This is a genomic window from Rhodococcus sp. S3, assembly GCF_058211795.1.
Genome location: NZ_CM177074.1, coordinates 1,630,885 through 1,657,366, shown reverse-complemented (window position 1 = coordinate 1,657,366; position 26,482 = coordinate 1,630,885). Strand labels below are relative to the sequence as shown.

The following is a 26,482-nucleotide window of genomic DNA, read 5'->3' as shown; positions in this document are numbered from 1 at the left end:
GCACCGGGCCCAGTCTGCCAGCCGCTAGTGCGACCGCACGTTCTCCGGTGGCGTCATCTCCACCCGCACTCCGACGAGCCGGACCTCGCGTTCGTGATCGAAGCGGTCGAGCAGTCCGACGACCGCGTCCGTGACGGTCGTGAGATCCGTGGTGGGCGACGGAAGAGCGACGCTCGCGGTGTGGGTGACGAACGGCGCGTAGCGGACCTTCAGCGCGACCCGCACTCCTTGCCGTCCCTCCCCGCGGACGTCGTCGACGGCCCGCGCCGCGAGGTCGCGTACGCACTCGGTGATCGCGTTCCAGTCGCCGACGTTGTGTTGGAAGGTCGTCTCCCGGCTGCGCGACCGCGCCACCCACGGTTCCGCCGACACTTCCGTCGAGCCCGCACCGGCGCCGAGGCCGACGAGCCACGGACCGATCTTGGGTCCGAACCGCGCTGCCATCTCGTCGACCGGGGCACGCGCCAGCTCGCGGACCGTGCGGATGCCCATGGCGTCGAGCTTCTTCACCGTGCGCGAACCGATACCCCACAGCGAATCGGGTGAGCGCTCCCCCATCACCTCGAACCAGTTGTCGCGCGTCAACCGGAAGATCCCGCGTGGCTTCCCGAACCCCGTCGCGATCTTCGCGCGCAGGACGTTGTCGCCGATCCCGACGGAACAGTGCAGACCGGTCGCGTCGAGCACGGCGGCCTGCACCGCGCGTGCGAACGCCTCCGGATCGTCGGTCTGCACACCCATGAACGCCTCGTCCCAGCCGAGCACGTCGACGACCGTGCCGAAGCCGCGAAGGGTGTCCATCACGACCTGCGACACCTCGTTGTAGGTATCGGCGTCGACGGGCAGGAACACCGCGTCGGGGATCTTGCGAGCCGCGACGCGCAGCGGCATCCCCGACCCCACCCCGTGCTCCCGTGCCTCGTACGACGCGGTGGAGACCACTCCGCGCTCGGTGGGATCGCCGCGACCGCCGACCACCACCGGCCGGCCCGCCAACTCCGGATTGCGCAGCACCTCGACCGCGGCGATGAACTGGTCGAGGTCGACGTGGAGGACCCACTGGTCGATGCCGGGCGTGCCCATGCCGACAACCGTAGGACGCGCGGTAAGTGTGCGTTCGAGAATTCCGACAGTGTCCGGGTTCGCTCGCCGAACCGAGGTTTGCCCCTGCTGCAGCAGGGGCGAACCTCGGTTCGTGCAGCGAGGATCCGATTCAGTTCTGCGCCGCGGGCAGCATGTGCCCCATCCGTCGCCGCTTCGTCTCGAGATACCGCACGTTCGCCGGTGCGACGCCGACGTGCAGCGGCTCCCGCCCTGCGACGACGATGCCGTTGTCCTCGAGTCCGGCGATCTTGGCGGGGTTGTTGGTGAGCAGTCGCACCGAGCCGATGCCGAGATCGTGGAGTATCACCGCGGCACCGCCGTATTCAGGCTCCGGGCCGTGACGTGCGGGACGTACCCCATCTCCTTCGCGAGAGCCCGGATGCGCAGGCGGGTCTTCTCCACGACGCGCGGGTCGTCGCGCAGGGCACGCGAGACCGTCGATTGCGACACCCCTGCGCGACGGGCGACGTCGTAACTGGTGACCGACCTGTTCCCCATTCCCGGATTGTAGGGACACGAGACAGGGAGAGCAGAGTTCGCGCGGAGAACAGGACGAACCCTCCGGCCTCTCCCGCGCATTCGCTACGACTTCTGCTATCCGCTGCAGAAATTTCCGTAGCGGATGACCATTCCTGTAGCGGATGGACGATCACATGATGTGGTACCGGCCCACGGGCAGGACGAGCGGCTTGCCGGAGACCGGATCGGAGATGACGCGACTGTCCAGACCGAAGACCGCCTTCACCGTCTCACCGGTGAGCACATCCGAGGGGTCCCCCGAGGCGTAGATGCTGCCGTCGGCCATCGCGACGAGGTGGTCGGCGTACCGCGCGGCGAGGTTGAGGTCGTGCAGCACCATCACGATCGTCGTGCCGCGATCGCGGTTGAGGTCGGTGAGCAGGTCGAGGACCTCCACCTGGTGGCTCACGTCGAGGAAGGTGGTGGGTTCGTCGAGCAACAGAAGGTCGGTCTGTTGCGCCAGCACCATCGCGATCCACACGCGCTGCCGCTGACCGCCCGACAGTTCGTCCACGGAACGCTCGGCGAGTTCGGTGGTGTGGGTGGCGGCGAGTGCATCGGCCACGGCCGCGTCGTCCTCCCGGCTCCAGCGTGAGAGCACCCGTTGATGAGGATGCCGACCGCGGCCCACGAGGTCGGCGACGACGATGCCCTCGGGTGCGATCGGCGACTGCGGCAACAGACCGAGGGTGCGGGCGAGTTTCTTGGCGGGCAAGCGGTGGACGTCCTTGCCGTCGAGCAGGACGTGCCCGCCGCGCGGCGACAACAATCGCGACATCGACCGCAGCAGCGTCGATTTCCCGCACGCGTTGGCGCCGACGATGCACGTGATCCGACCAGGCGGCACCTTCAGATCGAGATTCTCGACGACGGTGCGGTTGCCGTAGCCGAGTTCGAGGTTCTCGGCGATCAGGGTGTGCGTTGCGGTCACAGCGAGCCTCCCGCGCGATTGGAACGAATGATGAGGTAGACGAGATAGGGCGCACCGAGCGCACCCGTCACCACGCCTACCGGGTAGCGCGTGCCGAAGGCGTACTGGCCGACGAAATCCGCGACAAGCACGAGCAGCGCCCCGACGAGTGCCGCCGGGACGAACAGCGACGTGCCCCGCCCCACGATCCGCGCGGCGATCGGGCCGGACAGGAAGGCGACGAATGCGATGGGTCCGGCCGCGGCGGTGGCGAACGCGATGAGTCCGACCGCGGAGACGATCGCGAACACGCGTGTGCGTTCGACCCGCACGCCGAGTGCCTGCGCCGCGTCGTCGCCGAGCTGGACCATCGACAGGTTGCGTGTCTGCACGAGCAGCACGGGCCCGAGCACCAGGAGGGCGACGACGACGGGCACCGTCGCACCCCACGTCGCACCGTTGAGGCTGCCGGTGAGCCAGCGCATCGTCTCCTGCAGATCCCACGTCGCCGCGGTGCTCAGGAGGTAGGACGTGACGCTGTCGAGCATGGCGGCGATACCGATGCCGATGAGGATCAGGCGCGTGCCCGCCACCCCGCCGCGATAGGACAGTCCGTAGATCAGGAGAGCCACGGCGAGACCGGCGACGATCGCGACGACCGACACCCCGGTGCCACCGAGTCCGAGCACGATGATGACGAAGGCCGCCGCGGCGCTCGCGCCGGAGCTGATGCCGATGATGTCGGGGCTCGCGAGCGGATTGCGCAGCATCGTCTGGAAGGTGATGCCACCGAGGCCGAAGCAGATGCCGGCGACCACCGCGAGGACCGCGCGGGGAAGCCGCAGGCGGCCGACCATGAAGTTCGCGCCGGCCACGTCCTGTCCGAGGACGACGCGCAGCACGTCCGCGGGCGGGTAGAAGGTCCGGCCGAACATCAGACTCGCCGCGAAGGCCGCGACCACGAGGGTTGCGAGCACGGCGATGACGAGACGGCGTCGGCGTCCGCGCCGTATCCGGCTCGCGGCGAGGTCGTCGGTGCCGGTGTCGATGGTCTCGAGTGTGGCGGTCACAGTTCGCGCAGTTTCTGCCGTCGGACGATGTACACGAAGAAGGGCGCTCCGATGAGCGCGGTGATGATGCCGACGTCGATCTCGGCGGGTCGCGCCACGATGCGGCCCACGACGTCGGCGGCGGTCAGCAGTCCCGCTCCCACGAGAGCGGAGAAGGGCAGCAGCCATCGGTTGTCGATGCCGATGAGCAACCGGCACAGGTGCGGCACGACGAGGCCGACGAATGCGATGGGACCGGCGATGGCGGTCGCCGCCCCGCACAACAGCACCGCACCGAGCGACGAGATGCCGCGGGCGAGAACGACGTGCTCGCCGAGCCCGGCGGCCATGTCGTCGCCGAGCGCGAGCGAGTTGAGGCTGCGCGCCGACAGCAGGCAGATGGCGAAGCCGACGACGAAGAACGGCAACGCCTGGGAGATGGCGTCGTAGTTCGCTCCACCCACGCCGCCGATCTGCCACGACCGCACGCTGCCGGCGATGTCGCCGCGCGGAAGGATCACGGCGGTGACGAACGACGCGAGCGCCGCCGAGGTGGCGGCACCGGCGAGGGCGAGCTTGAGGGGCGTCGCTCCCCCGCGCCCGAGCGACCCGATCGTGTAGACGAACACCGCAGCAGCGGCGGCACCGATGATCGCGACCCAGATCATCGAGGTCTGCGTCCACAGTCCGAACCACGCCATGCCGATCACGACGGCGAGCGAGGCACCCATGTTGACGCCGAGAATGCCCGGGTCCGCCAAGGGATTACGGGTCACCCCCTGCATCACGGCACCGGCGAGGCCGAGCGCCGCGCCGACCAGCAGCGCGAGCACCGTGCGCGGGATGCGTTTGGCGATCGCGCCCTGACCGATGTTGTCGGTGGCGCCGCCGAGGGCCGCGACGATGTCGGCCCAGTCGACGTTGCGCGAACCGATCGTGATCGATGCGATCACCAGCAGGACGAGCACACCGAGCAGAACGAGAAGCCAGACGGAATTGCCGATGGCCGAGCGCCACTTCTCGGGGGCGCTCGGCATCGACTCGTCGTGTAGTGCGGTCACTCCGCGTTCGTCTTGGCAGCTGCGTCGGAGAGCAGCTGGACGTAGTCGGAGAGGACCCAGGAGATCGCCAGCGGCGTCGGGTTCGCTGCGGTACCGAGCGGGCCGGAGCCGTCGAGGAAGACGATCGAACCGTTGCGGACCGCGGGCATCTGCGACAGCAGCGGGTCGGCTTCGAGCGCGTCGACGAGCGCCTGGTCACCGTAGGTGACGATGATCTGCACGTCGTCGAAGACGTCGACCTGCTCGGCGCTGACCTTCTTCGAGAACGCGTCGTCGGTGGAGGCGTCCGCCACGCTCTTCGGGGTGGCCAGACCGAGATCCTCGAAGAAGGCCGCTCGCGTGTCGTTGGCGGTGTAGAAGCTGACCTGGCTCAGGTCGGCGGTGTCGACGTGGGTGAGGAACATCGTGGCCTTGCCCTCGAGTTCGGGGTGCGCGGCGGCGGCGTCGGCGATCTCCTGTTCCAGGCTCGCGACGAGTTCCTCGCCTTCCTCCGCCATGCCGAGGCCGGCGCTGTTGAGCTCGATCATGTCGCGCCACGAGGTCGCCCACGGCGCCTCGGGGTACGCGACGACGGGCGCGATCTCGCTGAGGGTCTCGTAGTCCTCCTGCGTCAGACCCGAGTAGGCGGCGAGGATGACGTCGGGGTTCGTGTCGGAGACGGCTTCGAAGTCGATGCCGTCGGTCTCGTCAAACAGGACCGGGGTCTCGGCGCCGAGTTCTTCGAGTCGCTCTTCGACCCACGGGAGCATCCCGTTGCCGTCGTCGTCACCGAAGTTGGCGGCTGCCATACCCACGGGCACGACGCCGAGGGCCAGCGGAACCTCGTGGTTGGCCCAGTTCACCGTGGCGACGCGCTCGGGCTTCTCCTCGAGGGTCACGGTGCCGAGCGCGTGCTCGATGGTGATGGGGTACTCGCCCGAGTCGGTGGCAGGAGCGGAGTCGGTGCTCTCCGTGGAATCGGATCCACAGGCGGTGAGACCGAGGGCGACCGCGACTGATGCGGCGGCGATCGTCAGAAAGCGCTTCGAACGCATGGAGGCAGAACTCACTCTCGTACGGGTAGGGCCCTCGGCCCTACGGTCGAGACCAGTTAGGCGAGGTTTGCCTAAACCGTAATGTTCGCCCGAATCCGGCGCAATCGCTTGGTCGGGACACCTCCTGTAGCGATCGGGACATCAGCTGACGCGGAACATCCCCGGTGTCGCGCCGGTGACCCTCCGGAAGGCCGCCCCGAACGCACTCGCCGACCGGTAGCCCACCTGCTCGGCGACCTCGTCGACATCCGTGCCGTGACCGAGCAGCATCACCGCTCGCTGTGCACGGACCGCCGCAACCCACCGGCCGAGACTCAGTCCGGTCTCCGACCGGAAGGCGCGGGTGATGGTGCGGGTGCTCACAACCAGTTCGGCCGCCCAGTCCGAGAGCGTCCGCGGATCGCTCGGGTCCTCGGCGATCGCCTCGACGATCGGCCGCACGACCGGCGACGAGGGCACCTGCACCATCAGTTCGTTCTCGGCCGGCGCCAGCACGTCGATCACCATGCGTTCGGTCAGCGAGCGCGAGTCGTTGCCGAGACGATCGTCCGTCAGCCGGTCGAGCAGCAGTCGCAGCAGGGATGTCATCTCCACCGCCACCGGTCCGTCGGACAACGACGGGGCCGAGTTGATCCCGAAATGCGCGGTGCGGTACCAGGTTCCGGCGGGCAGGACACCCCAGTGCAGCAGGCCCGCCGGAATCCACAGGCCCATGGTCGGGGTGATCGTCCATGTGCGCGAACCGATGGTCGCGGTGGACGCACCCCGGTCGTTCCACAGCAACTCGTGCGTCGGATGCGAATGCGCCTCGAAGCGGATCTCGCGGGAGACGAGCTCGTCCATGCCCGCGATGACGAACGGCACGTCGATCTCACCGGCCTCGTAGACCGGCAACGTCCTGCTCTCCGCCGCCTCGACACTCTTCACTCGGCCTCCTCCGCTGCACGACGACGACAATCCTCACACGTCGCGCTGCGGAGGCGCCGGTCAGGACAGGATCTCGACGTACCCTTCCGTGCCGTGCACGCGGATGCGCTGTCCGTCGCGGATGATGCGGGTCGCGTCCTCGACACCCACGACGGCCGGCAGCCCGTACTCGCGCGCGATGACCGCGCCGTGGGTCATCACGCCGCCGACCTCCGTCACCAGCGCGCTGACGGTGACGAACGCCGGGGTCCAGCTGGGGTCGGTGAACGCCGTGACCAGGATGTCACCGGGTTCGAGATCGGCCCGGTCCATGTCGGTGACCACGCGGGCGCGACCCTCCACGACACCGGTGGACACCGCGATACCGGGTAGCGCGCCGTCGGGCAGTCCGTCCCGGCTGTACACACCGGTGAGGGTCTCACCTGTCGACAGCAGCACCCGAGGCGGCGTGAGCGTGGCGAACGATGCGAACTCCCGCTTCCGCTCGGCAACGAGGTCGCCGACCCGTCGTGGTGCGCGGACCACGTCCTCGAGTTCGTCGAACCTCAGGAAGAAAATGTCCTCCTCGTCGTCGACGACTCCGGCTCGGACGAGACGTTCCGCCTCGCGCAGCAGCGCCTGCTTGTAGACGAAGTAGCGGCCGATCATGCCGTACTTCGGGTACTCCCGATATCCCGCGAAGGCACGGACCCGGTCGACGAGCCTCTCGATCTCCTCAGCCTTCTGTTCTCCGTCTGGGAGGCCCCGCACGCGTTCTAAGAGTTCGCGCTTCTTCTCCTCCGCCTGGCGGCGACCCTCGTCGAAACGCTGTGTCGCGGCACCGGGTTCGAAGTTGTCGAGATTGCTCACGATCATCGGCACCAGCATCGTGGGGCGCTCACCCCACCTGGGCCGGGTGATGTCGATTTCCCCGACACACCGCCTGCCGTACCTGTCGAGGAAGTCCTCGAGTGCCGCTCGTACCTGCGGTCCGCCCTCACGCGCGCCGAGTGCGTCGAGGAAGCGTGCGTCGTCGAAGCCCTCCGCGTCGACCTGGCGCAGGAACGCTACGACATCCGGGTACGGGCGCGCGGCATCGGCGACGTCGAGCAGCGCCAACCCCATCTCCGAGGTGACGTTGTAAGGAACAGACCGGGAGATGACGTCCGCAACGTTCTTCTCCCCCAGCCATTCCCGACCCAGCTCGTTGAGCCGCTCGGCGGCCTGCATACCGGCGGCGAGCACCTCTCCGACCTCCTTACCGAACAACGATTCCTGCAGCTCGCGGATGTCGGCGCGCATGAAATCGAGCAGCGCCGAACCGGTTTCGTTCTCGATGAGACGCGCCGACTCGGCAATCGCGGCCTCGTTGCGCGCCACGAGTTCGGGCACGACGGCAGGGTCGATCTCGTCCGGGGCGGGTGGCAGACCGACCCGCGCGGCGGCAGGATCGTCCGGGCGCGTCGGGACGAATCCTCGATCGAGCACGGTTCGCAGCGCGTCGCCGAAGAGCGGGTCGGAACTGCCGATCATCCCGACGATGCCCGGCCCCTGGGTGGGTGAGGCCAGCATGGGCGTGACGTCGACGAACAGCCGCCCACCCGCGTGTCGCATGGGCGCACGGCTGGTCAACTGCCACATGGAGATTCCCAACGGTTTCAGCGGATCGGTCATCATCTGCTGGTGACCGACGGAAAGGTAGACGTGGTTGTCGTCGTCGCCGGCCTCCGGGACGGGGAACAGCGTGGTGATCGGGCGGCTCTGCACGATGTGGAAGACGCCGGCGGCCAAGCACCATTCGATGTCCTGGGGACGCCCGAAGTGTGCTTCGATGCGTCTGCCCAGCTTGACGAGTTCGACGAGGTGCGTGTCGCTCAGCACCGGTGCCTCCTGGCGCTGCGTCCGGTCCACGACCTCGCCGGCACGCACCGCGTACGCGTCGGCGTTCACCAGACCCGACACCAGGTCGTCGCCAAGCCCGGCGACCGCATCCACGCAGGACACCGTGCGATCCGAGGTGACGGGATCGGCGGTGAACAGCACACCCGATTCCTGCGGGAACACCATCCGCTGCACGACCACCGCCATGTGTACCTTCCGATGGTCGAAGCCGTTGTTCACCCGGTAGGCGACGGCACGCTCGGTGAACAGCGAGGCCCAGCATCTGCGCACGTGCCGGAGAACGTCTTCGACGCCCCGGACGTCCAGGTAGCTGTCCTGTTGCCCCGCGAACGACGCCGTCGGCAGATCCTCGGCGGTCGCGCTCGAGCGCACCGCGACGGGCACGTCCTCCCCGAGTTCGCGGACCCGCGCGGCGATCTCCTCCGCGATGTCGCCGGGGATCGTGCACTCTTCGATCTCCGTACGGATCTGCGTGCTCAGCGCTGCGATGTCGTCGGGTTCGGCCTTCGCGAGTCGCTCGAGCAGGTCGTCGACACGCGGTAGCTCGGAGAGCACCGTTCGATAGGCGTCCGTCGTCACGCAGAACCCGTCGGGCACGTCGACGTCGTCGAGGCGCCACAACTCCCCCAGGCTCGCTCCCTTGCCACCCACGATCGACACCGCCGTGCGGTCGATCTCCCGAAAATTCTGTACGTAGCCCATTCCAGCTCCCCACCTGCGACTTCAATGCTGTGTGGGCGAGTATGAACCCAATTTTCGATCCTCATGAGGGCCGAGGATCCGGTATAACGTGAGAGGGGGAAGACGAATTCCGACGCTACAGCGGCGCGCCGAACTGCGAACCCAGCCGCAAGGCCTGATCCGCCACCCGTTCCGCCAGATCGACCCGCTCCTCGAGACTGCCGGTGAGCAACACCCAGGAGCGTCCCGCGGCAGTGAGCGCGTCGACGAACCACTCCGTCATCTGCGCGCGGATGTGTTCGCCGTCCCGGATGCCGTCCTGCACGAACGGAACCCCGTTGTGGTCGGTGAGCAGGTACAGCGCTCGCCGGTCGCGGACACCGCGCCACGCCCGCTCACTGCTGCCGAGATAGCGTCGCTCCCACACGGTCGTTGCGAACGCGTCGGTGTCGCAGACGAGCAACGGTGCACCCTCCCTCGCCGCGTGCTCCTCGAGTCGCGTCTGTTCGACGGCGATGTTCTCGAAATCATCTCCGGCCCAGATTATGTCGCTCACCTCTCCGGTGCCGAGCTTGTCGTAGGTGACCTGTCGTCCGTATTCCGGCACCCAGCCGGTTCGTTCCCACACACCACCGCGATTTCGGAATCGACGCACCAGTTCTCGGCTCACGGTGGTGGTGCCCGTGGATTCGGAGCCGAGGACGACGATGCGGGTCGTGAGGCCGGCACGGGCCGGTGCGTCGAGATCGTCCCATCGCCCGGCGAGATCATTACGGCAGGCTGTGCCGGAGGCGGGATGCGCGACACGCAGCGGGTCGACGCACACGTGCGTGGCCGAGAAGCGTCGAGCGAGCTCGTCACCGTACTTCTCGCTGGAGACCACCGCATCGACCGGAACATCGGTGACGGTACGCGCGGCCGCTTTCATACACGCGACCTGCGCGGTCCACACGGTGTCCGATTCCAGGTCCATCGGTGCGTCGCACGGAATCCCCGTCACGGTGACCGTCGTATCGGCGGCGTGCGATTCGCGCATCCATGACACGCGGTCACCCAGCGGAATCGTCTCCGCCGCAGAGGACATGACGACGACGGTGACGCGCTCGGCGACTTCCGCGGCACGCCGGACGAGGTGATGGTGACCGACGTGGGGTGGGTAGAACTTCCCGATGACGAGTGCGTGCCGATACATCAGCGCACCTCCACGACTTCCCGCTCGGCCGCCATGGAGCGTCGCCAGGCAACCAGACCCCGAATGCACAGGAGCAGGAACCCTGCATACAGCAACGCCGTGAGCGTCAGTCCCTTGTGCAGGTAGAGCGGGATGTAGATCAGGTCGGCGGCGATCCACAGCAGCCACGACTCCCACCGTTTCTTCGCCTGCCCCCACGTCGCCAGCAATGACAACACGGTGGTGGTCGCGTCCCAGAACGCGACGGTCGAGTTCGTCGCGACCTCCAGCAGTGCCGTCAGCCCGATCACCGCAGCGACACCGACGACCGCGAGCACGCTCCACTCGGTCGTGTTCGTGCCCGTCACCGGCAGGGCATCCCCGTCCCTGCCCCGCGCCCAGTTGCTCCACCCCCACACGGCGAGCGCGATGTACACGACCTGCAGTCCGGAATCGGCGTAGAGCCCGGCGGTCGCGAAGAGCAGGATCCACACGAGGTTGTTGGCGATCCCGATCGGCCAGTTGAGGATCGACTGCCGCCCCACCAGGTAGACGCACCACGCGCCGCTGACGAAGCCGAACACCTCGGCCCACGTGGTGGGCATACCGAGTGCAGTGAACGCCGTCGAGTTCAGAAATGCGATCATCATCGCCGCCTTTCGCTTGTGGCAGCGATTAGATCATGTTTGCTCTAACTGATGCAACGGTGAAACCAACTTCGGTGTTCTCGACGGCGCTATACGACGTCGAGAACACCGAAGTTTCGGGAATCAGCGGGGGTCGGGGCCCTCCACGAGCGGCAGGGATTCGTCGGCGGTCCACGCGTTGAGCGAACCGTCGTACACCGCGACGTCCGAACGACCCGCAGCGGCGAGCGCGTGCGCGAGCCCGGAGGCAGCGATACCGCCGCCGCAGTAGGTCACCGGTTTGACGTCCGGGTTGAGTGCACCCGCCTTGTCGAAGATCTCGCGCAGTTCCCCCGCCGGCTTCAAGCGTCCGGTCGACGGGTCGACGAGATCACCGAAGGGGATGTTGATGCTGCCGGGGATATGTCCGCGCCGCGGGTAGGACGGGCTCTCACCGCGGTAGGTCGCAGGGTCCAGGGCGTTGATGATCAGCGTGTTCGGGTCGTCGAGCGACGCCGCGATCTCCTCCGTCGACCGTACGAGCTCGGGTCGATGCTGCGAGGTGAACGTCGCGCCGTGCGGGACCACCTGCTCGTCCGAGACCGGATAGCCCGCAGCCTTCCAGGCGGGCAGCCCGCCGTCGAGCACGGCGGCGTCGTCGAAACCTTCGAGCCGCAACTGCCACCACAGTCGCGCGGCCCAGATGCCGTTCTTCTGGTCGTACAGCACCACGCGGCGTCCTTCCCCGATACCGACCGCGCCGGCGGCGGTGGCGAACCGTTCCGACGACGCCGCGGTGAACGGCTGTGGCGCTTCGTGATCGGAGAAATCCGTGAACAGGTCGGCGTAGACCGCGCCGGGAATGTGTTCCTCCAGGTAGGTCGCCAACCCGGGCTCGATGTGTACGGACCCGTCCGGCGGTGTGCTCAGGTGCACGGTGGCGTCGACGATGACGAGGTCCTCGTCCCCCAACTGCTCGTACAGCCACTCCGCGGAGACGGTGTTCGGCTTCGTGTCGTTCATCGAGGTCCTCCTCTGCTCTCGGTGTCTCCTTCCAGTAGAGCAGTCACAGGACTTGGGTGGGTTCGTCCCCGCTCAGCGGGGTCGAACCCACCGAAATCGACGTCAGTTCTGTTCGGTCCGGGTCGCGGCGAGGTTCTTGCCCCGGGTCTCCGATGCGATCCACGCGGCGAGGATCGTCACACATGCGGTGCCGACGAGGATGAGGCTCAGCGGGAGACTGGATCCGTCCGACGCGACCAGCAGGCTCGCCGCGATCATCGGTGTGAATCCGGCGCCGATCAGGCTGGCGAACTGGTAACCGAACGACACCCCGGTGTACCGGACGTCGGTGCCGAACATCTCCGACAGCATCGGTGCGAGCGGCGCGTACATCGCCGACTGCACGACCTGCCCGAACAGCAACGCGACCGTGAGCAGTGTGATCGAACCCGTGTTGATCATCATGTACAGCGGGAAGGCGTACAGCACCGCGACGGCCGCACCCGTGAGGCTCACGGCGCGACGCCCCACGCGGTCGGACAACGCCGAGAAGCCGGGGATCGCGAAGATCGAGACGACCGACATCAGCACCAGAATCCGCATGACGGTCGACGAGCTGTATCCCACCGATGTCGTGTACGCGATGATGTGCGACGTGATCAGGGCCGTCATCGCGAACGGGCCGATACCCACTGCACACGCGAGGATGAGCGGGCGTGGGCGTCGGAGCAGTTGCAGTACCGGCGGTTTCGCCTCCGCGGCGACCTCCGCTTTCGCCGCGGCCTGCTCGAAGACCGGACTCTCGACGACGCTCATGCGCACGTAGAGACCGATCGCCAGAAGCGCGGCGCTGGCGATGAACGGCAGTCGCCATCCCCACGATTCGAACGACTCGTCCGGCAGCAGGGTCGCGAGCATCACGGCCGACGTCGACAGCAGGAATCCGATCGGCGAACCGAGCTGCATGAGCCCGGTCCACAAACCGCGACGACGGTCGTCGGAGTGCTCGGCGACCATCAGTGCCGCCCCACCCCACTCGCCACCGACGGCGACGCCCTGCACGACACGCAGCGTCACGAGCAGGACGGGCGCCAGCATGCCGATCTGTTCATAGGTGGGCAGGATGCCGATCGCGAAGCTGGCGATACCCATCATCACCATCGTGATGACGAGCATCGACTTGCGTCCGAGCCGGTCGCCGAAGTGCCCGAACACCAGGCCGCCGAGCGGTCGTGCGACGTATCCGGCCGCGAGTGTTCCGAAGGCGGCGATCGTCGAGACCGCCGAGTTCGACGACGGGAAGAACAGGTCGCCGAAGACGAGGGCGGCCATCGTGCTGTAGAGCAGGAAGTCGTAGTACTCGATGGTGGTGCCGAGCAGGCTCGACAGAGTGACCTTCCGCAATTGCGCGATGTCACCGGACGGCGCGCTCTGTACGTCGCGTGCCGTGTTCGTTTCCTCGGTCGGGGCCGGCGCAGGCTGCTCCATTCAGTACTCCTCGGGTCGCAGGGACGGGGTCGATCGGCATCACTCCGAAGGTGTGACGCCCATCACCGCGACTCTGTCAACCCGCGCGAGACGAGCCAAGGACGCGCCCGCTCAATGGGATATTCCCGGAAGGCTCAGGACCGAACGACGATTTCGGTGGATCCGGCCCCGCTGAGCGGGGTCTAACCCACCGAGATCGGGCGAGCGTTCCAGCTGTCCTCGACCACCCGCGGCTTACAGGCCTGGTAGGCACCGGTCACCAGCACCGCGACGGCGACCGTCATGAAGGCGAACGAGGCCGTCCAGCCCGATGTGAGGTCGTGGAAGACGCCGAACAGCAGCGGGCCGAGGCAGGCGGCGGTGTAGCCCACGCCCTGGGTGAAGCCCGACAGTGCGGCGGAACCGGCGTGGGTGCGGGAGCGCAGGTTGATCAGGGTCAGCGCCATCGGGAAGGTGCTGGGTCCGAGCCCGAGCAGCACGATCCACAGGATCGGGGCGCTCATCGGTGCGATCCACAGACCGGCGAAGGCGACGAGGAAACACGCGCCGCACGCCACGACCACCGGGAACGGATTCTCCATCCGTGCGCACAGGGAGGGAGCACCGAAGGCGGAGACCAGCCCGAGCAGGGCGAACAATCCCACCATCGCGCCGCCGAATGCCGCACTGGCCCCGGCGTCGGCGAGGATGTCGGGGATCCACGTGAACATCGAGTACGTGACGAGGGATGTCATCCCGAACATGCCGGCCATTCCCCAGCCCACCGGGGAGCGCCACACCTTGCCGGGCGCAGGCTGGTCGGCGGGCAGCGCCTCCCCGGTGTCGGCACCGCGACGCCGCAGCAGGACCCAGATCCACGGGAGGGCCGCCGCGAATCCGACCAGCGCCCACACTCCCAGCGAGATGCGCCATCCGAAGGCGTCGGCGAGCGGTACCGCGACGAAAGCGGGCACGATGGTGCCCAGCTGTACGCCCACGATGTATACCGAACTGACCAGCGCCAGCCCGTCGGAGAAGTAGCGCTTGACCAGAGGGGGGATGACGACGTTGCCGATGCCCATTCCGCCCAGCGCGACACCCGACAGGATCAGCAGCGACCATGTGTCGGTCATCAGCGCGCGGGTCGCCATGCCCGCACCCGCCATGAGCATCGCGATCAGTGCGGTGCGTTCGAGTCCCCATCGGCGGGCGAGCATCGGGGTGGCCAGGCCGAAGGCGGCGAACATGGCGGTCGGGATCATGCCGAACACGCCGACGACGGTGGACGAGAAGCCGATGTCCTCGCTGATTCGCGCGGCGAGGGGACTGAACGAGGTGACCGCGAGCCTCAGGACGAGGGCCGACATCGCGATCGCACAGAACACCAGCAGCCGGCCACGCAGAAGACTCACACCGGAAATCATAGGATGATGGGATGACTTTGGGAAAACCTGTTCAGCGGACGAACCTGATCGAGCAGGTCACCGAGCAGTTGCGCAGTGAGATCTGCAGCGGTCGCTGGAAGGTGGGCGAGAAGATCCCCACCGAACCGCAGCTGTGCGAGTTCACCGGCACGGGACGCAACACCGTCCGCGAGGCCGTGCAGGCACTCGTCCACACCGGCATGCTCGAACGCCGCCAGGGCTCGGGCACCTATGTCATCGCGACCTCCGACGTCACCGGCACCCTCGGCAAATACTTCGCCACCGCCCACGAACGCGACGTCCTCGAACTGCGGCAGGCACTCGACGTCACCGCCGCCGTCCTGGCCGCGCGACGACGCACCCCCGACGACGTGGCCCGGCTCGAGCAGTTGCTCGCCGCACGCAACCGGCTGTTCGCCGGATCCGACACCGACGCCGCGGTGGCCGCCGACGTCGCCTTGCACCGCGGCATCGTCGAAGCGAGCCACAACGCGGTGTACCTCGAGTTCTACGACTCGCTGCTCCCGTCGATCCGGCGGACCATCGACCGGCACGTCCGCGTCACCGGTCTCGGTTTCGAACCCGAACACACCGCTCTGGTCGCCGCCGTGATCGCCGGCGACGAGAACGCGACCGTGGAGGCGGCGCGGGCCCTGTTCGCGGAACTCACCGACTGAGGCCGCCGCTCATCGGACCCCGGCCGAGCGCAGGGCGTCCGCGAGGGTGTACGCCTCCGGAGAGCTCAGGAGAAGTTCGTCGAACTCGACGCCCGGGCCGCCCAGCGCGACACGCAGCACCGGATGACCTCGCTTCATGGCGACCAGGCGCTTGATGCCGCGCGGGTGCCGGAAGGTGCCCACCTTCAAGAAGCCGGAGATCACCATGCCCGATCTGATGCCGAGGATCTCGGACGTCCATCCCGGAAGGACCTCCACGCCGGTGATCGCCGAGATCGGCACCTCCATCGCGGATCGGCGGACCATGAAGGCTTCCCACCGAGAGAAGGACAGGTGGAGGGTTGCGTTGTCGTATGTCGTTTCGGCCATGACGTCGGACCTTCCGTCGACGGTAAACTGACTACAGCACTGAGAACATTATCACGGTGATAACAATGATGGGTAGGTACCGATGGCGAAGACGTCCCCGATCGCGGAAGTCGTGCTGCATCCGGTTCGACTGCGGATCGTGCAGCAACTCGGAGGACGGCAGCTGACCACGAGCGAACTCCGGTCGGCACTACCCGACGTCACCCAGGCCACGCTCTACCGGCACGTCGCAGCATTGATCGACGCCGAGATCGTCACCGTCGTCGACGAACGTCGCGTGCGTGGAACCGTAGAACGCACCCTCGCGCTCGGCGACCGCATGGCACACGTCGGCCACGACGACCTCGCGGCGATGAGCGACGCCGAACTGCGCAATGCCTTCGTCACCTTCCTGGGTGCGCTCGGCGAGAGCTTCGACAAGTTCATCGGGGACGACGATCGGAGCCTGCGGGACTATCTGGGTTTCGGGACCACCCCGCTCTACGTCACGACCGACGATCTCGCGGAGATCCAGAGCAGGCTCGCCGACATCCTCGCCCCGTATCGCACGGATACCGGTGACGACCGAATGCGCATCACCCTGACGACCGCGGTGATACCGGCTCCTCCCAGCACTGCTTCCGAAGAGGGGTAGAGGCCGGCAGAGGAGTAGACCTCAGCGGAACTCGTCGACGTGCGCACCGGCCCACTGCGCGAAGATCGTCGTGGGCCGGCCGAAGTCGAACCGATGTCGGACGGTTACGCCTTCCCGTACCGTGTCTGCGGGAGGTAGACATGACAATTGCCGGTTCACTGTTCCGTCTCGCAGGTCCCTTCAACTCCATGGTCATGGGAGGCGCCGGTCTACCCGTCATCGGTAACCGGATCCGTAACTATGTCGCACCGATCACGTACACGGGTCGAAAATCCGGCAGGAAGATCACGTTGCCGATCAGTTACCGACGTTCGGGCGACTCCGTGACGATCGGCGTCGCGATGCCCGACGAGAAGTCCTGGTGGCGCAACTTTCTCGGCGCCGGTGCTCCCATGAGCATCCAACTCGACGACGAGGAACGCACCGGCCACGCCGTCGCGACACGCGACGAACGCGGTCGCGTCGAGGTTGTGCTGCAACTCGATCCCGCCTGATCCGGTCATCCGAGACGAGCGGGGCACTCAGCGGCACAACGCGGCATATCATTCCGGTGAACAACGCGCGTAACAGAATTCGGCGGCGGTAACCTGAGCGGTACACGACATCATAACGATGCCGTTGGACACCATCCGGAAAATTTCGCTGGGATCCCCTCGGAGGCCGACGTGCGTGGATTCGGTATCGATCTCGGAACAGCCAACACCGTAGTCGGAACGCCCGACGAGGGCATAGTGCTCAACGAGCCGTCGCTGATGATGGTGCGGACGAAGGAACCGCGCCGAGCGCTCGCGATCGGCAAGGAGGCGAGCGACCTCGTCGACCGCACACCCGGTGGGATCACTCCCGTCCACCCGATACGCGACGGGGTGATCGTGGATCTCGAAACGGCACGGACATTCGTCACGGCCGTGCTCGCCCAGCTCGCGCCCCGACGTCGCTACGGCATCCGACCCGTAGGCGTCATCGCAGCTCCCGCCGGGGCCACGCCGCTCGAGCGTCGTGCGCTGCTCGAGGTGGGGCACGAGGCCGGTCTGCGGAAGGTCGGGTTGATTCCCGAGCCGGTCGCCGGTGCCATCGGGTGTGGGATCGACCCGCTCGAGCCCCGAACCCATCTCGTCGTCGACATCGGCGGTGGCACTTCGGAAGTCACCGCTCTCTGCTACGGCGGTGTCCTGTCGCACCGCAGTTGCCGCATCGCCGGGGACGACCTGACGAGCGCGATCCTCCGGTATCTCCGCGCGGAACACCAGATCATCGTCGGCGAACTCACTGCCGAGCGCGCCAAGGTGGGTGCGCCCGAGACCGCCGACGAACGGTCGCTCGTGGTCGAGGGTCGCGACGCCGCGACCGGCCGCGCGCGTCTGGTGACGCTCGAGACCGAAGAGATCATGGATGCGGTTCGGCCCACCACGATGAGCATCGTGCAGACCCTGTCGAGCTGCCTCGACGACCTGCCGCCGCGCGCGATCAGCGACGTGATGGCCGAAGGCATTCTGGCGATCGGCGGCGGATCGATGCTGCGTGGCGTGCCGCAACTGCTCGAGGAGGCCTTCGGCCTGCCGGTGAAGACCGCCGAGCGGCCGCTCACCTGCGTCGCCGAGGGCGCGACCTCGTGCATCGAGCACGCCGACGTGATCGCCGCCTACGCCGCCTGACCTGTCAGGGATTCGGCGTCCGGAGCTGCGCGAGGTAACGCTCGAGCAGACCTTTGACGACCGGTCCCGAGGTGGCCGATCCGAAACCGCCGCCGCGCACCAGCGCCGTCACCACGACCTCCGGCGACTCGGCGGGTACGACCGCGGAGAACCAGGCGTTGAGTCCCTTACCCGGTGCCGAGGGATCCTCTGCCGTGCCGGTCTTGGCGGCGGCCGTGACCGGCAGGCTCGCGAGCTGACCGGCGGTGCCGGCCGAGGCCGACGCCCGCATGCCGGCGCGCACCGGTTCGAGTTTGTCGGCGAACGACAACGGCCGAGGTTGCTCGGTGGGAATCGGGACCGCGTCGCCGGGTCCGTAGGCGGCAGCGAGCTTCGGGGTCACCATCTGACCCGACGCGATACCCGCCGTCCACCGCGCGACCTGGATCGGCGTGGCCGTGACGGTGCCCTGGCCGATACCCATGAGCAGGGTCGAACCCGGATACCAGGCACCTCCGATGCTCTCGACGTTGTCCGGGGTACCGAGGAAGCCTGCGGACTCGGCCGGCAGATCGATCCCCGAGGGGGCACCCGCGCCGAGCTCGGAAGCGATCTGCGCGATGCGGTAGGGACCGAGAAGGTCGGCCAGTTGGTAGAAGTAGACGTTGTCGGACCACTGGATCGCCCCGAGCAGGTTGTTCGGGCCCATCGGCTGCCAATTGGCGAAGGTGTGACCGCCGTAGGTGTAGGCCGCGCCGCCCGCCAGGAAGGCATCCGGGGACAGCACGTCGAACGCCGCGTTCGTCGACGCTGTGACGATCTTGAACGTCGACCCCGGTGGCGCTGCCGTCTGCACCGCATGGTTGAGCATGCGGCCCGGACCCGATGCCGCGGTCTGCGCCGCGATCGCGGCGAGGTCGGCCGGGGGTCCGTAGACGTTGTTGTCGTAGCCGGGAACGCTGGCCAGCGCCAGCACCGCGCCGGTGCGGGCGTCCATCACGACCGCGGCGCCGAGGTCGCCTCCGCTGGTGCGCACCGTCTGGGCGAGCGCGTCGGTCGCGGCCCGCTGCATGCCGACATCGAGATGCAACCGCAGGTCGTGGCCGCGGATCGGATCCACCCGCTCCCCCGTGCCCACCGGACGTCCTGACGGATCGACGTACACGCACTGCTTGCCGTCGACGCCGCGCAGCAACGCGTCGTACTGCCGCTCGAGCCCGGCCTTGCCGACCCGGGATCCGAGCGCGAGGGTCGGCCAGAGTTCCATGTCCTGCTCGTCCGCGATCCCGACGTATCCGAGGAGCGACGCCAGCATCTCCCCGTGCGGGTACTGCCTGCGGCCCGTCGGGTAGACGAGCACCCAGGGCAGCCGAGCGTCCACGATCGCCCGGGCCTGTTCGGGACCGACGCGTCCGAGCACGACCTGGATCTCCCCGCCGGTACTGCTCCGCAGTTCCTCGTCGAGCTTCTCCAGTGGCATGCCGAGGAGCGCCGCGAGTTCGTAGCGCGCCGACGGGGCACCTTCGGCGAACATCCGGGCGACCACCGCGACGGTGTACTCGGCGACGTTGGTCGCGACGGGAACGCCGGTCCGGTCGAGTATCTGACCACGCTCGGCGGGCAGACGGATGCAGCGGAGCATCTGCGTGTCGCTCGTCGCGCGGAACTCGGTGCCGTGCGCGGTCTGCATCTGCCACGCGAACACCGACATCGCGGCGAGCGAGGCCGTCAGCGTCAGCGCACCCACCGACACTCCGCGCGGCAGACGGCGCTTCTTTGGTTCGGTCACCCACAGCGGCCGGGTCACGCCGTCGCGGCGCACCGCGAGCACCAAGCCGATCGAGACGAACCCGATGATCGAGGCGGTGCCTCCGTAGCTGAAGATCGGGATCGGCATGCCGGTGTGCGGCAACAGCGACAGGCTCTGGGCCACCGACACCACGGTATGCAGCCCGAACACACCGCCGATACCCGCTGCGACGAGTGCCGCCTCCCGAGTGCGTGCGACGCGGGCGGCGACCACGGAACGCCACACGATGATCACGACGGCCGCCACGACGGCGATGCCGGCCACCAGGCCCCACCCGTACACGAGACTCGCGAAGGCGAGGTCGTGTTCCGATTCGGGGAGGTACTGGGCCCGCAGGTCGTAGTCCGGTTCGCGGCCGAGGCCCCACCACCCCGCACTGCCGATCGCGATGTCCGCCTGCCATGCGGCCCAACCCGATCCCTGTGGGTCGGCGTCGTTCGACAGGAAGACGTGGATCCGCTCGAGCTGATACGGACGCAGGAACAGCACGGCCATCGGCAGCGACGCGAGCCCGAGCGCGAACAGCGGGAACAGCGACCGCAGCGGGACTCTCGCCAGGATCAGCATGAGCAGCACGGTGGCCACGAGCACCACGGCGGTCGAAAGGTCGGGTTGCAGCGCCACCAGGGCGATCGGCACCGCCGACACGATCAGGACACCGACGAACCTGCCGAGCGTGTACCCGCCGGCCAGTATCGCGGCGGGCACCATGACCAGCGCGAGCTTGGCGATCTCGGAGGGCTGCAGGGTGAACACGCCGAGATCCAGCCAGCGTTGAGCGCCCTTGGTCGCGATACCCACCAGCGGCACCGCCGCGAGCAGGACCACCGAGGCGGCGAACAGTGCCCACCCGAAACGGCTCAGAGCGGCGATCCGCATGCGCGAGGTCGCCCACATCGCACCGAGCCCCACGGCCGCGAGCGCGGCGTGACGCACTGCGAGCGACGACATGCCCGTCGAGATCATGTTGAGCATGCCGAGAGCGACCAGGGCGACGGCCGCCGTGACGAGCCAGGGATCGGACGGGTGCCTATCCGCCGTCACGAGAGCCCCCGGGCGCACAGGCGGCATTCTCGGTGGGAACGTACACCGGCTCGGACGCGGCCTCTGCAGGAACGGTGGTGGCCGCGGCGACGGCGAGCGCCGACCCGGGTGGCAGGTCGACGCTTCCGATGCCGTAGGCCTCCGGGCTTCCCGCCGGCACCGGCAGGGTGATCGCCCGGCCCGGCAGTGTCACGCCCGTACATCGGTCGTAGACGGTCAGATTCCACGTGACCGTACCGATATTCGCCGCAGGGTCGAGCCCGACGTCGACGCGGACGGTGCACGATCGTCCCGGCTCGCACGGACCGTTCGCGAAGCTCGCGGCGACCCGCGTGATCGGTCCGGCGCTTCCGGGAAGACCGGTGCCGACGGGCCCCGGCACGGGCGATCCCGGTGCGACTTCGGGCACCGGCGGCGGTGGTGAGACCGGATCGATCCGGTCGTCCATCGACGAGTCCACCGGGTCGAGAAGGGTGTGCCAGCCCCGATTCAGCTCCGACCACGCTGCGGGAGCTACCCACGCCAGCCCGACGAGCGCGATGATCGCGACCAGCGCGATGACCGTCCGGCGTCGCGGCAGCCGTCGCTTCTTGCGATGCCACACCGTCCCAGCCGGCGGGCGACGTCGATTCGGGACGAAGGTCCTCTCTTCCGTCACGCGCGGCACGTCTGCCCGTTCCGCCGTACCGTCCACCGGACGAGCATGCCCCTTCACCACCGAGACGAGCGCAGCGATCTGCGATCGTTTCCTTTCGATCTCGGTTTCGTCGAATTCGGTTGCGGCAGCATAACGAACGCGTCTCGCCAGGCCGACGAGATCCGACGACTCGGCGATCGCCGCGTCCACCCTCTCCTCGAGCGCTTCGTTGCGGCAGTTCGTCACGATTCGGCGAAGAAGTCCGGCCGTCGCGTCGCGCACCTCGTCCCAGGAGCCCGCGTTCTTGACGCAGTCGATGGTGAGCTGACCATCCTCGGACACCATCACGGCGTCGCCTCGGAGGCGGATCGGATGGTGGCCCCGGGTGTGCGCGAGTTCGAGTTGATGGACCGTATCGGTGACGAGCAGCGCGGCCTGCGCAGGCGTCAAAGTCGCTACGGCAAGCAGTCTTCCGAGTTCTACGCCGCCCCCTGCGTCGTCGTCCGTCCGTGTGGGCGGGGCGGATCGAACCTCGACGGGCTCGTAGTCTCTCGCATGGATTCCCAAGACTGCTTCGATCATCGCGCATCCCGAAAACACCAGGCCTCCCGCAAGTGTCAGCCAGACCGGAGCGGGCGGGTGAATTGACCTTGAATTGCCTTTCCCACTTGACGACTCGTTACCGAAATCCATTGTGTGTCATTTGCGCAAGAGTTGCCTCGACTTTCGAACGAAACCTTGCGGCACTTCTGCCCCAGAGGCTGTTACCGCCGGGAACACCCACCGATCACTCGCCGTCCGCATACACCGTGTCGGGACGTGCCGGGTGGTGGCGCCGGGCGTCGAACGGTTCGAGCCAGACCTGCACCGTCGCGAACAATCCCCGCTGCGGGAGCCGGAAGTCGCCGAAGCGGTCCTGGTGAGTCAGTGGACCTTCCGGTCCGAGATCCACTCCACGGACGACGGCACGCTCGGTGTGCGCGACCCACAGTTGCCGCGGGTTGGCCCGGAACCACTGCCCGTTCGGCAGGTGCCCACCGAGCCGCATCCGGCCGGCGCCGAGCACCGGCCCGGCGGCGCGACCCATCGCGGCCAGCACCGTCGGGCTGTGCCAGAGGGCGTCGGGCATCAGACTGCCCGCTGCGTTCATGACGGTGGTCGCCGGCGAGGTGGTCATCCGGAGATCCCACTCCAGTTCGGTACCGACGGTCACGTGCAGGTCGGCGGGGTCGGTCCAATCGGCGCGCACGTCGGTCTGCTCGGTGCGGCTCAGCGCGCGACCGAGATAGCGCGGGCAGCTCAGTTCGGCCGGGACGTCGCTGTACACCGTCCATGCGCCGTCCGGGTCGCGGTGCCACACGGACGTGAAGCCGGCGCCGATGCTGTTGGTCGGGAATCTGCGCAGCGCGAGATAGTGGCCGCTCGCGAACGGCGCGCCGATCACGGCGTAGCCGGCGAAACGCTCTCCGGAAACCCGGGGCAGTTCGCAGGACTGCTGGGCGGCTGCCTGCGGGGTGATGGTCATGTCGTCCTCCTCGATTGCGGGTACTTCGATCCTGTGCCCGCCGCCTCCGCACGTCATGAGGCCGCTGCCTCATCTTTCGGACCGGGCATCGTGCGAGGACACTGAGTCCATGACGTCCACGGGTGACGATCCGCGACGGGCGGAGCTGGTCGCCGCGCTGTCCCTCGCGATCGATCTGGGTCTCGGTCAGCCGATGGAGCACATGCTGCGCTCGGCAGTGATCGCCACACGCATCGCCGACCGGATGGGTCTGAGCGCCGACCAGCGGGACGTCGTCTTCTACGCCAACCTGGTCGCCTGGATCGGCTGCCATGCGGATTCCCACGAACTGGCACGGATGTTCGGCGACGACATCGCGTTCCGCGCCGACACGTACGCGGTGGACATGACGGGGCCCCCCTTCTTCCGCATGCTGATGGGCCACAGCGGGCGGGGACTGCCATACGCCGAGCGCTTCCTCCATGCCACAGCCTTCCTGTTCACTGCGCGCCGGCAGGTGTCCGATCTCATCCGGTCCCACTGCGGGTCCGCGAGTGTTCTCTCCGATCGCGTCGGGCTGGACCCTCGGGTGAGCGCGATGCTGACCTTCACCTTCGAGCGCTGGGACGGTGCGGGGCTACCTTCTGGCGTTCGCGGTGACGAGATTCCGGTCGAGATGCAGATCGTGCAGTTGGCCGACGTCGCCGAGGTGTACGTCCGTCTCGGTGGGTCCGCGCAGGCGGTCGCTGTCGCTCGTGCGCGAAGCGGAACCCAGTTCGGCCCGCGCGTGGCGCAGGTGTTCGTCGACGACGTCGACGCGATCACGGCGGGTGTGCTCGAACAGGACGCATGGTCGGCGGCGCTGGCCCAGGCGTCCGATCGTGACTACATCCTGAGCAGACCCGAATTGGACGAGATGCTGCGCGCGATGGCGGATTTCGTCGACCTCAAATGCCCTTACCTGTTGGGGCATTCGAGACGTGTGGCGGATCTGGCGGCGGCCGCGGGTCGGCATCGCGGACTTCCGGTCGCGGAGGTCGAACTCCTCTACCGCGCGGGTCTCGTGCACGGGCTGGGACGGATGGGTGTGCCCAATCAGATCTGGGAGAAGGCCGGTCCGCTCACCACCGCGGAATGGGAGCGGGTCCGCTTGTATCCGTATCTGACCGGACGGATCCTCAGCCGCGTCGCAGGGCTCGAACCCGTCGTCGCCGTCGCGGTGACGCACCGCGAGCGACTCGACGGTTCCGGATATCCCGGCGGGCTCCGGGCTGCCGACCTGAGCGTGACCGCGCGAATCCTCGCCGCCGCGGAGACCTATCAGCGGCTACGAGAGCCTCGACCGCACCGCAAGGCACTGACGGCCGAGGCCGCGGCGGCCAGGATGTGCCGCGACGCGCAGGCTGGTCGACTCGACACCGAAGCGGTCGAGGCCGTGCTGCTCGCGGCGGGGCACCCGACGAAGCGACGCGCGCCCTGGCCTGCGGGACTGACGGGTCGCGAGGTGGAGATCCTCAGACTCGTCGCTCTGGGGTATTCGAACCGACAGATCGCCGACGAGCTGGGCATCGCGCACAAGACGACGCGCAATCACGTCGAGCACGTGTACACGAAGCTCGACGTCCACAACCGCACGCAGGCCGGGCTGGCTGCCATCGACCTCGGCCTGAGCTGATTAATGTGGATCTGCCCCCCGCTTTCCGGGGTCGAACCCACACAAATCAGTGTCCGCACCAGACGATGCGCCAGATGTATGCCGACGTACTACAAGACTGGGTACTTCCTCGCCTCCGCACGCGACGGCGCGACGAGCCGGACGATCTGGTGTTCTCGACCGATATATACGCCGTCGAGAACACCGGATCGGAACGGCGTCCTCGTCCCCTTACCGCGGGTCGTCGGAGTGGCTGACGATATTGACGACCGTGCCGTCCGGTGCGCGCACGAAGAACCGCCGCACTCCCCACGGCTCCGTCGTCAACGGATACACGATCTCGAACCCCCGACGCTGCGCCTCCTCGTAGGCCGCTTCCACCTCGTCGCCGACATGGACGGAGATCGCCGAGTCCACGGGAGCCGATTCGTCACCGCTGACCAACTGGACGGTGGCACGACCGTCGGGAGTGGTGAACCGCGCGACCCATCCGAGATTCATCTCTTCGACGCTCAGCCCCAGATAGTCCGCGTAGAAGCTCCGCGCCTCCCCGATGTCCGGGACGTTGATGTTCGTGGTGATGCCGGTCGGACGCATGCGGTCGCTCCTTCGACGATCCTCGGTGGATTCGACCCGCTCAGCGGGGTTCATTCCACAAAAATCGAGTGATGGGTCATCTCGAATTCGAGTACACCACTACCCGCGCTTCGGAGTCCCGAGAATGAGTACGCAACCCGGACAGTGGCGGCTGTTGGACGAAGCCGAGGCCGCTGCACTCTCCCTGTCCGACGAATCGCACACCCCGCCCCGAGAAGGACGAACTCACCGTCGCTGCGCGAAAGTTCTTCCGCAACAAGGGCGCCGACTACCTCGATGATCCGAACGTCTCGTCTGTCGGCGTCGGATACAAGCATGTGGACGGCAAACCCACCGGCGAGCTCGCCGTGCAGTTCACAGTGAATGAGAAGGTATCGGAGCCCGAAGCTCTCGAAGCATTGGGCACCTCCCCGCTTCCCGAGAGCATCACCGTGAACGGTGTGAAGGTTCTGACCGATGTGATCGAGCGGTCGTACGAACCCGCATTCCATCGCGCCCCGGAAGCAGCGACGCCGCCCCGGAAGACGCGACGACAACCGGATAGGACGACTCGTGTGGTCGCACCTGGGCCGGCCGGGGACTGTGCCGTGGCGACGGTCAAGGATCGGCAGTTCGATCCGGAGATCTGCGGGCTCGGCACGAAGTCCATCGGTGCGTTCGAGATCGGACCCGCTTCGAAGCACCCCGCAGCCGACGGTGAGATCAGCAGCGGCGGCGACTCCGGAGCGGCATGGATGTTCCGGTCCGGAACCGACGCGGCGGCGACCACAGTCTTTGCCGGCCTGCATTTCGCCGGGGAGGCCAACGGCAGCTCCGACGAGCACGCGCTGGCGTGCCTGCAGCAATCCGTCTTCGAGAAGCTGGGTGTGACCCTCACCCCGCCGGCCTCGGAAGAGGCGGTCGCGAACGTCGGCTTCGGCCCGAACTTCCTGTCGACGCCCGTCCCGCTTCCCGAAGTGAAGCCCGACATCGCGAAGGCGAACGACGGCTCCGAGGTGCTGCACTACACGCACTTCTCGCTGGCGATGCGCAAGTCGCGTCGGTTCGCCGCATGGGTGGCGTGAAA

The 26,482-nt window shown here is 67.6% G+C and carries 23 protein-coding genes and 2 pseudogenes; 6 read left to right on the top strand and 19 right to left on the bottom strand.

Going from position 1 to position 26,482, the window contains the following annotated elements; translation table 11 throughout:
• Nucleotides 1-24: 24 nt before the first annotated feature.
• From AC0LPE_RS07740 to AC0LPE_RS07675, 14 genes and pseudogenes are all read right to left on the bottom strand, one after another.
• Complete coding sequence (locus AC0LPE_RS07740) at nt 25-1,083, bottom strand: DNA polymerase IV (RefSeq protein WP_490605968.1); 1,059 nt, start codon at nt 1,081-1,083, stop codon at nt 25-27.
• Between the two features lie 130 nt (nt 1,084-1,213).
• A pseudogene (locus AC0LPE_RS07735) lies at nt 1,214-1,429 on the bottom strand (bifunctional 3,4-dihydroxy-2-butanone-4-phosphate synthase/GTP cyclohydrolase II); the annotation flags it as partial.
• Nucleotides 1,423-1,602: pseudogene (locus tag AC0LPE_RS07730) on the bottom strand (LacI family DNA-binding transcriptional regulator); the annotation flags it as partial. The pseudogenes AC0LPE_RS07730 and AC0LPE_RS07735, both read right to left, overlap by 7 nt.
• 151 nt (nt 1,603-1,753) lie before the next feature.
• The gene (locus AC0LPE_RS07725; protein WP_490605967.1) at nt 1,754-2,554 is read right to left on the bottom strand and encodes an ABC transporter ATP-binding protein; all 801 of its coding nucleotides are present in this window, start codon (nt 2,552-2,554) and stop codon (nt 1,754-1,756) included.
• The gene (locus AC0LPE_RS07720) at nt 2,551-3,603 is read right to left on the bottom strand and encodes a FecCD family ABC transporter permease (protein ID WP_490605966.1); all 1,053 of its coding nucleotides are present in this window, start codon (nt 3,601-3,603) and stop codon (nt 2,551-2,553) included. The genes AC0LPE_RS07725 and AC0LPE_RS07720 overlap by 4 nt, the downstream gene beginning before the upstream one ends.
• Entirely contained in the window at nt 3,600-4,619 is a 1,020-nt protein-coding gene (locus AC0LPE_RS07715; RefSeq protein ID WP_490606324.1) for a FecCD family ABC transporter permease, read from the bottom strand. The genes AC0LPE_RS07720 and AC0LPE_RS07715 overlap by 4 nt, the downstream gene beginning before the upstream one ends.
• A 20-nt stretch (nt 4,620-4,639) precedes the next feature.
• A complete protein-coding gene (locus AC0LPE_RS07710; RefSeq protein ID WP_490606323.1) occupies nt 4,640-5,677 on the bottom strand; it encodes an iron-siderophore ABC transporter substrate-binding protein in 1,038 nt (345 codons plus the stop codon).
• 141 nt (nt 5,678-5,818) lie between these two features.
• A complete protein-coding gene (locus AC0LPE_RS07705) occupies nt 5,819-6,604 on the bottom strand; it encodes an AraC family transcriptional regulator (RefSeq protein ID WP_490605965.1) in 786 nt (261 codons plus the stop codon).
• 60 nt (nt 6,605-6,664) lie between these two features.
• Nucleotides 6,665-9,187, bottom strand: a complete 2,523-nt coding sequence (locus AC0LPE_RS07700; protein ID WP_490605964.1) for a phosphoenolpyruvate synthase — start codon at nt 9,185-9,187, stop codon at nt 6,665-6,667.
• Nucleotides 9,188-9,302: 115 nt separating this feature from the next.
• Nucleotides 9,303-10,358 carry an AAA family ATPase gene (locus tag AC0LPE_RS07695; protein WP_490605963.1) on the bottom strand — a complete coding sequence of 352 codons (1,056 nt, stop codon included), beginning with the start codon at nt 10,356-10,358 and terminating at the stop codon, nt 9,303-9,305.
• Nucleotides 10,358-10,987: a nicotinamide riboside transporter PnuC gene (pnuC, locus tag AC0LPE_RS07690; RefSeq protein ID WP_490605962.1), complete on the bottom strand. Its 630-nt coding sequence runs from the start codon at nt 10,985-10,987 to the stop codon at nt 10,358-10,360. The genes AC0LPE_RS07695 and pnuC overlap by 1 nt, the downstream gene beginning before the upstream one ends.
• A gap of 120 nt (nt 10,988-11,107) precedes the next feature.
• A complete protein-coding gene (locus AC0LPE_RS07685) occupies nt 11,108-11,986 on the bottom strand; it encodes a sulfurtransferase (RefSeq protein ID WP_490605961.1) in 879 nt (292 codons plus the stop codon).
• Between the two features lie 102 nt (nt 11,987-12,088).
• The gene (locus AC0LPE_RS07680; RefSeq protein WP_490605960.1) at nt 12,089-13,453 is read right to left on the bottom strand and encodes an MFS transporter; all 1,365 of its coding nucleotides are present in this window, start codon (nt 13,451-13,453) and stop codon (nt 12,089-12,091) included.
• Nucleotides 13,454-13,635: 182 nt separating this feature from the next.
• On the bottom strand, nt 13,636-14,856 hold the full coding sequence (locus tag AC0LPE_RS07675) for an MFS transporter (RefSeq protein ID WP_490605959.1): 1,221 nt from the start codon (nt 14,854-14,856) through the stop codon (nt 13,636-13,638).
• An 11-nt stretch (nt 14,857-14,867) separates the two neighbouring features.
• On the opposite strand from AC0LPE_RS07675, the gene AC0LPE_RS07670 reads away from it, so the two are divergent.
• Nucleotides 14,868-15,533 (top strand): FadR/GntR family transcriptional regulator, encoded by a 666-nt coding sequence (locus AC0LPE_RS07670; RefSeq protein ID WP_490605958.1) that lies wholly within the window; start codon nt 14,868-14,870, stop codon nt 15,531-15,533.
• Nucleotides 15,534-15,542: 9 nt separating this feature from the next.
• Here the strand turns inward: AC0LPE_RS07670 and AC0LPE_RS07665 are convergent, their stop codons facing one another.
• Nucleotides 15,543-15,902 (bottom strand): hypothetical protein, encoded by a 360-nt coding sequence (locus AC0LPE_RS07665; protein WP_059383608.1) that lies wholly within the window; start codon nt 15,900-15,902, stop codon nt 15,543-15,545.
• An 82-nt stretch (nt 15,903-15,984) separates the two neighbouring features.
• Between AC0LPE_RS07665 and AC0LPE_RS07660 the strand changes: the two genes are divergently transcribed.
• From AC0LPE_RS07660 to AC0LPE_RS07650, 3 genes are all read left to right on the top strand, one after another.
• Nucleotides 15,985-16,536 carry a helix-turn-helix domain-containing protein gene (locus AC0LPE_RS07660; protein ID WP_060654406.1) on the top strand — a complete coding sequence of 184 codons (552 nt, stop codon included), beginning with the start codon at nt 15,985-15,987 and terminating at the stop codon, nt 16,534-16,536.
• A 140-nt stretch (nt 16,537-16,676) separates the two neighbouring features.
• A complete protein-coding gene (locus tag AC0LPE_RS07655; protein WP_490605957.1) occupies nt 16,677-17,030 on the top strand; it encodes a hypothetical protein in 354 nt (117 codons plus the stop codon).
• A 171-nt stretch (nt 17,031-17,201) separates the two neighbouring features.
• On the top strand, nt 17,202-18,191 hold the full coding sequence (locus AC0LPE_RS07650) for a rod shape-determining protein (RefSeq protein WP_016692119.1): 990 nt from the start codon (nt 17,202-17,204) through the stop codon (nt 18,189-18,191).
• Nucleotides 18,192-18,195: 4 nt separating this feature from the next.
• Here the strand turns inward: AC0LPE_RS07650 and AC0LPE_RS07645 are convergent, their stop codons facing one another.
• The 3 genes from AC0LPE_RS07645 to AC0LPE_RS07635 all read right to left on the bottom strand — a co-directional run bounded on the left by AC0LPE_RS07645 (nt 18,196) and on the right by AC0LPE_RS07635 (nt 23,186).
• Nucleotides 18,196-21,051 carry an FtsW/RodA/SpoVE family cell cycle protein gene (locus AC0LPE_RS07645; RefSeq protein ID WP_490605956.1) on the bottom strand — a complete coding sequence of 952 codons (2,856 nt, stop codon included), beginning with the start codon at nt 21,049-21,051 and terminating at the stop codon, nt 18,196-18,198.
• Nucleotides 21,011-22,354 carry a hypothetical protein gene (locus AC0LPE_RS07640; protein WP_490605955.1) on the bottom strand — a complete coding sequence of 448 codons (1,344 nt, stop codon included), beginning with the start codon at nt 22,352-22,354 and terminating at the stop codon, nt 21,011-21,013. The genes AC0LPE_RS07645 and AC0LPE_RS07640 overlap by 41 nt, the downstream gene beginning before the upstream one ends.
• Nucleotides 22,355-22,448: 94 nt before the next feature.
• Nucleotides 22,449-23,186: a hypothetical protein gene (locus tag AC0LPE_RS07635; protein ID WP_490605954.1), complete on the bottom strand. Its 738-nt coding sequence runs from the start codon at nt 23,184-23,186 to the stop codon at nt 22,449-22,451.
• 109 nt (nt 23,187-23,295) lie between these two features.
• Between AC0LPE_RS07635 and AC0LPE_RS07630 the strand changes: the two genes are divergently transcribed.
• A complete protein-coding gene (locus AC0LPE_RS07630) occupies nt 23,296-24,840 on the top strand; it encodes an HD domain-containing phosphohydrolase (protein WP_490605953.1) in 1,545 nt (514 codons plus the stop codon).
• A 210-nt stretch (nt 24,841-25,050) separates the two neighbouring features.
• On the opposite strand, the gene AC0LPE_RS07625 is transcribed toward AC0LPE_RS07630, so the two are convergent.
• Nucleotides 25,051-25,416 (bottom strand): VOC family protein, encoded by a 366-nt coding sequence (locus tag AC0LPE_RS07625; RefSeq protein ID WP_423661024.1) that lies wholly within the window; start codon nt 25,414-25,416, stop codon nt 25,051-25,053.
• A gap of 587 nt (nt 25,417-26,003) precedes the next feature.
• On the opposite strand from AC0LPE_RS07625, the gene AC0LPE_RS07620 reads away from it, so the two are divergent.
• The gene (locus tag AC0LPE_RS07620; protein ID WP_490605952.1) at nt 26,004-26,480 is read left to right on the top strand and encodes a hypothetical protein; all 477 of its coding nucleotides are present in this window, start codon (nt 26,004-26,006) and stop codon (nt 26,478-26,480) included.
• Nucleotides 26,481-26,482 lie beyond the last annotated feature (2 nt).

Bases quoted from the DNA above. Each gene is read 5' to 3' on its own strand.
- AC0LPE_RS07640 (WP_490605955.1), bottom strand. From the start codon at position 22,354: ATGGATTTCGGTAACGAGTCGTCAAGTGGGAAAGGCAATTCAAGGTCA.
- AC0LPE_RS07715 (WP_490606324.1), bottom strand. From the start codon at position 4,619: ATGCCGAGCGCCCCCGAGAAGTGGCGCTCGGCCATCGGCAATTCCGTC.
- AC0LPE_RS07700 (WP_490605964.1), bottom strand. From the start codon at position 9,187: ATGGGCTACGTACAGAATTTTCGGGAGATCGACCGCACGGCGGTGTCG.
- AC0LPE_RS07645 (WP_490605956.1), bottom strand. From the start codon at position 21,051: ATGCCGCCTGTGCGCCCGGGGGCTCTCGTGACGGCGGATAGGCACCCG.
- AC0LPE_RS07685 (WP_490605961.1), bottom strand. From the start codon at position 11,986: ATGAACGACACGAAGCCGAACACCGTCTCCGCGGAGTGGCTGTACGAG.
- AC0LPE_RS07740 (WP_490605968.1), bottom strand. From the start codon at position 1,083: ATGGGCACGCCCGGCATCGACCAGTGGGTCCTCCACGTCGACCTCGAC.
- AC0LPE_RS07680 (WP_490605960.1), bottom strand. From the start codon at position 13,453: ATGGAGCAGCCTGCGCCGGCCCCGACCGAGGAAACGAACACGGCACGC.
- AC0LPE_RS07675 (WP_490605959.1), bottom strand. From the start codon at position 14,856: ATGATTTCCGGTGTGAGTCTTCTGCGTGGCCGGCTGCTGGTGTTCTGT.
- AC0LPE_RS07635 (WP_490605954.1), bottom strand. From the start codon at position 23,186: ATGACCATCACCCCGCAGGCAGCCGCCCAGCAGTCCTGCGAACTGCCC.
- AC0LPE_RS07670 (WP_490605958.1), top strand. From the start codon at position 14,868: ATGACTTTGGGAAAACCTGTTCAGCGGACGAACCTGATCGAGCAGGTC.
- AC0LPE_RS07695 (WP_490605963.1), bottom strand. From the start codon at position 10,358: ATGTATCGGCACGCACTCGTCATCGGGAAGTTCTACCCACCCCACGTC.
- AC0LPE_RS07665 (WP_059383608.1), bottom strand. From the start codon at position 15,902: ATGGCCGAAACGACATACGACAACGCAACCCTCCACCTGTCCTTCTCT.
- AC0LPE_RS07660 (WP_060654406.1), top strand. From the start codon at position 15,985: ATGGCGAAGACGTCCCCGATCGCGGAAGTCGTGCTGCATCCGGTTCGA.
- AC0LPE_RS07625 (WP_423661024.1), bottom strand. From the start codon at position 25,416: ATGCGTCCGACCGGCATCACCACGAACATCAACGTCCCGGACATCGGG.
- pnuC (WP_490605962.1), bottom strand. From the start codon at position 10,987: ATGATGATCGCATTTCTGAACTCGACGGCGTTCACTGCACTCGGTATG.
- AC0LPE_RS07710 (WP_490606323.1), bottom strand. From the start codon at position 5,677: ATGCGTTCGAAGCGCTTTCTGACGATCGCCGCCGCATCAGTCGCGGTC.
- AC0LPE_RS07655 (WP_490605957.1), top strand. From the start codon at position 16,677: ATGACAATTGCCGGTTCACTGTTCCGTCTCGCAGGTCCCTTCAACTCC.
- AC0LPE_RS07630 (WP_490605953.1), top strand. From the start codon at position 23,296: ATGACGTCCACGGGTGACGATCCGCGACGGGCGGAGCTGGTCGCCGCG.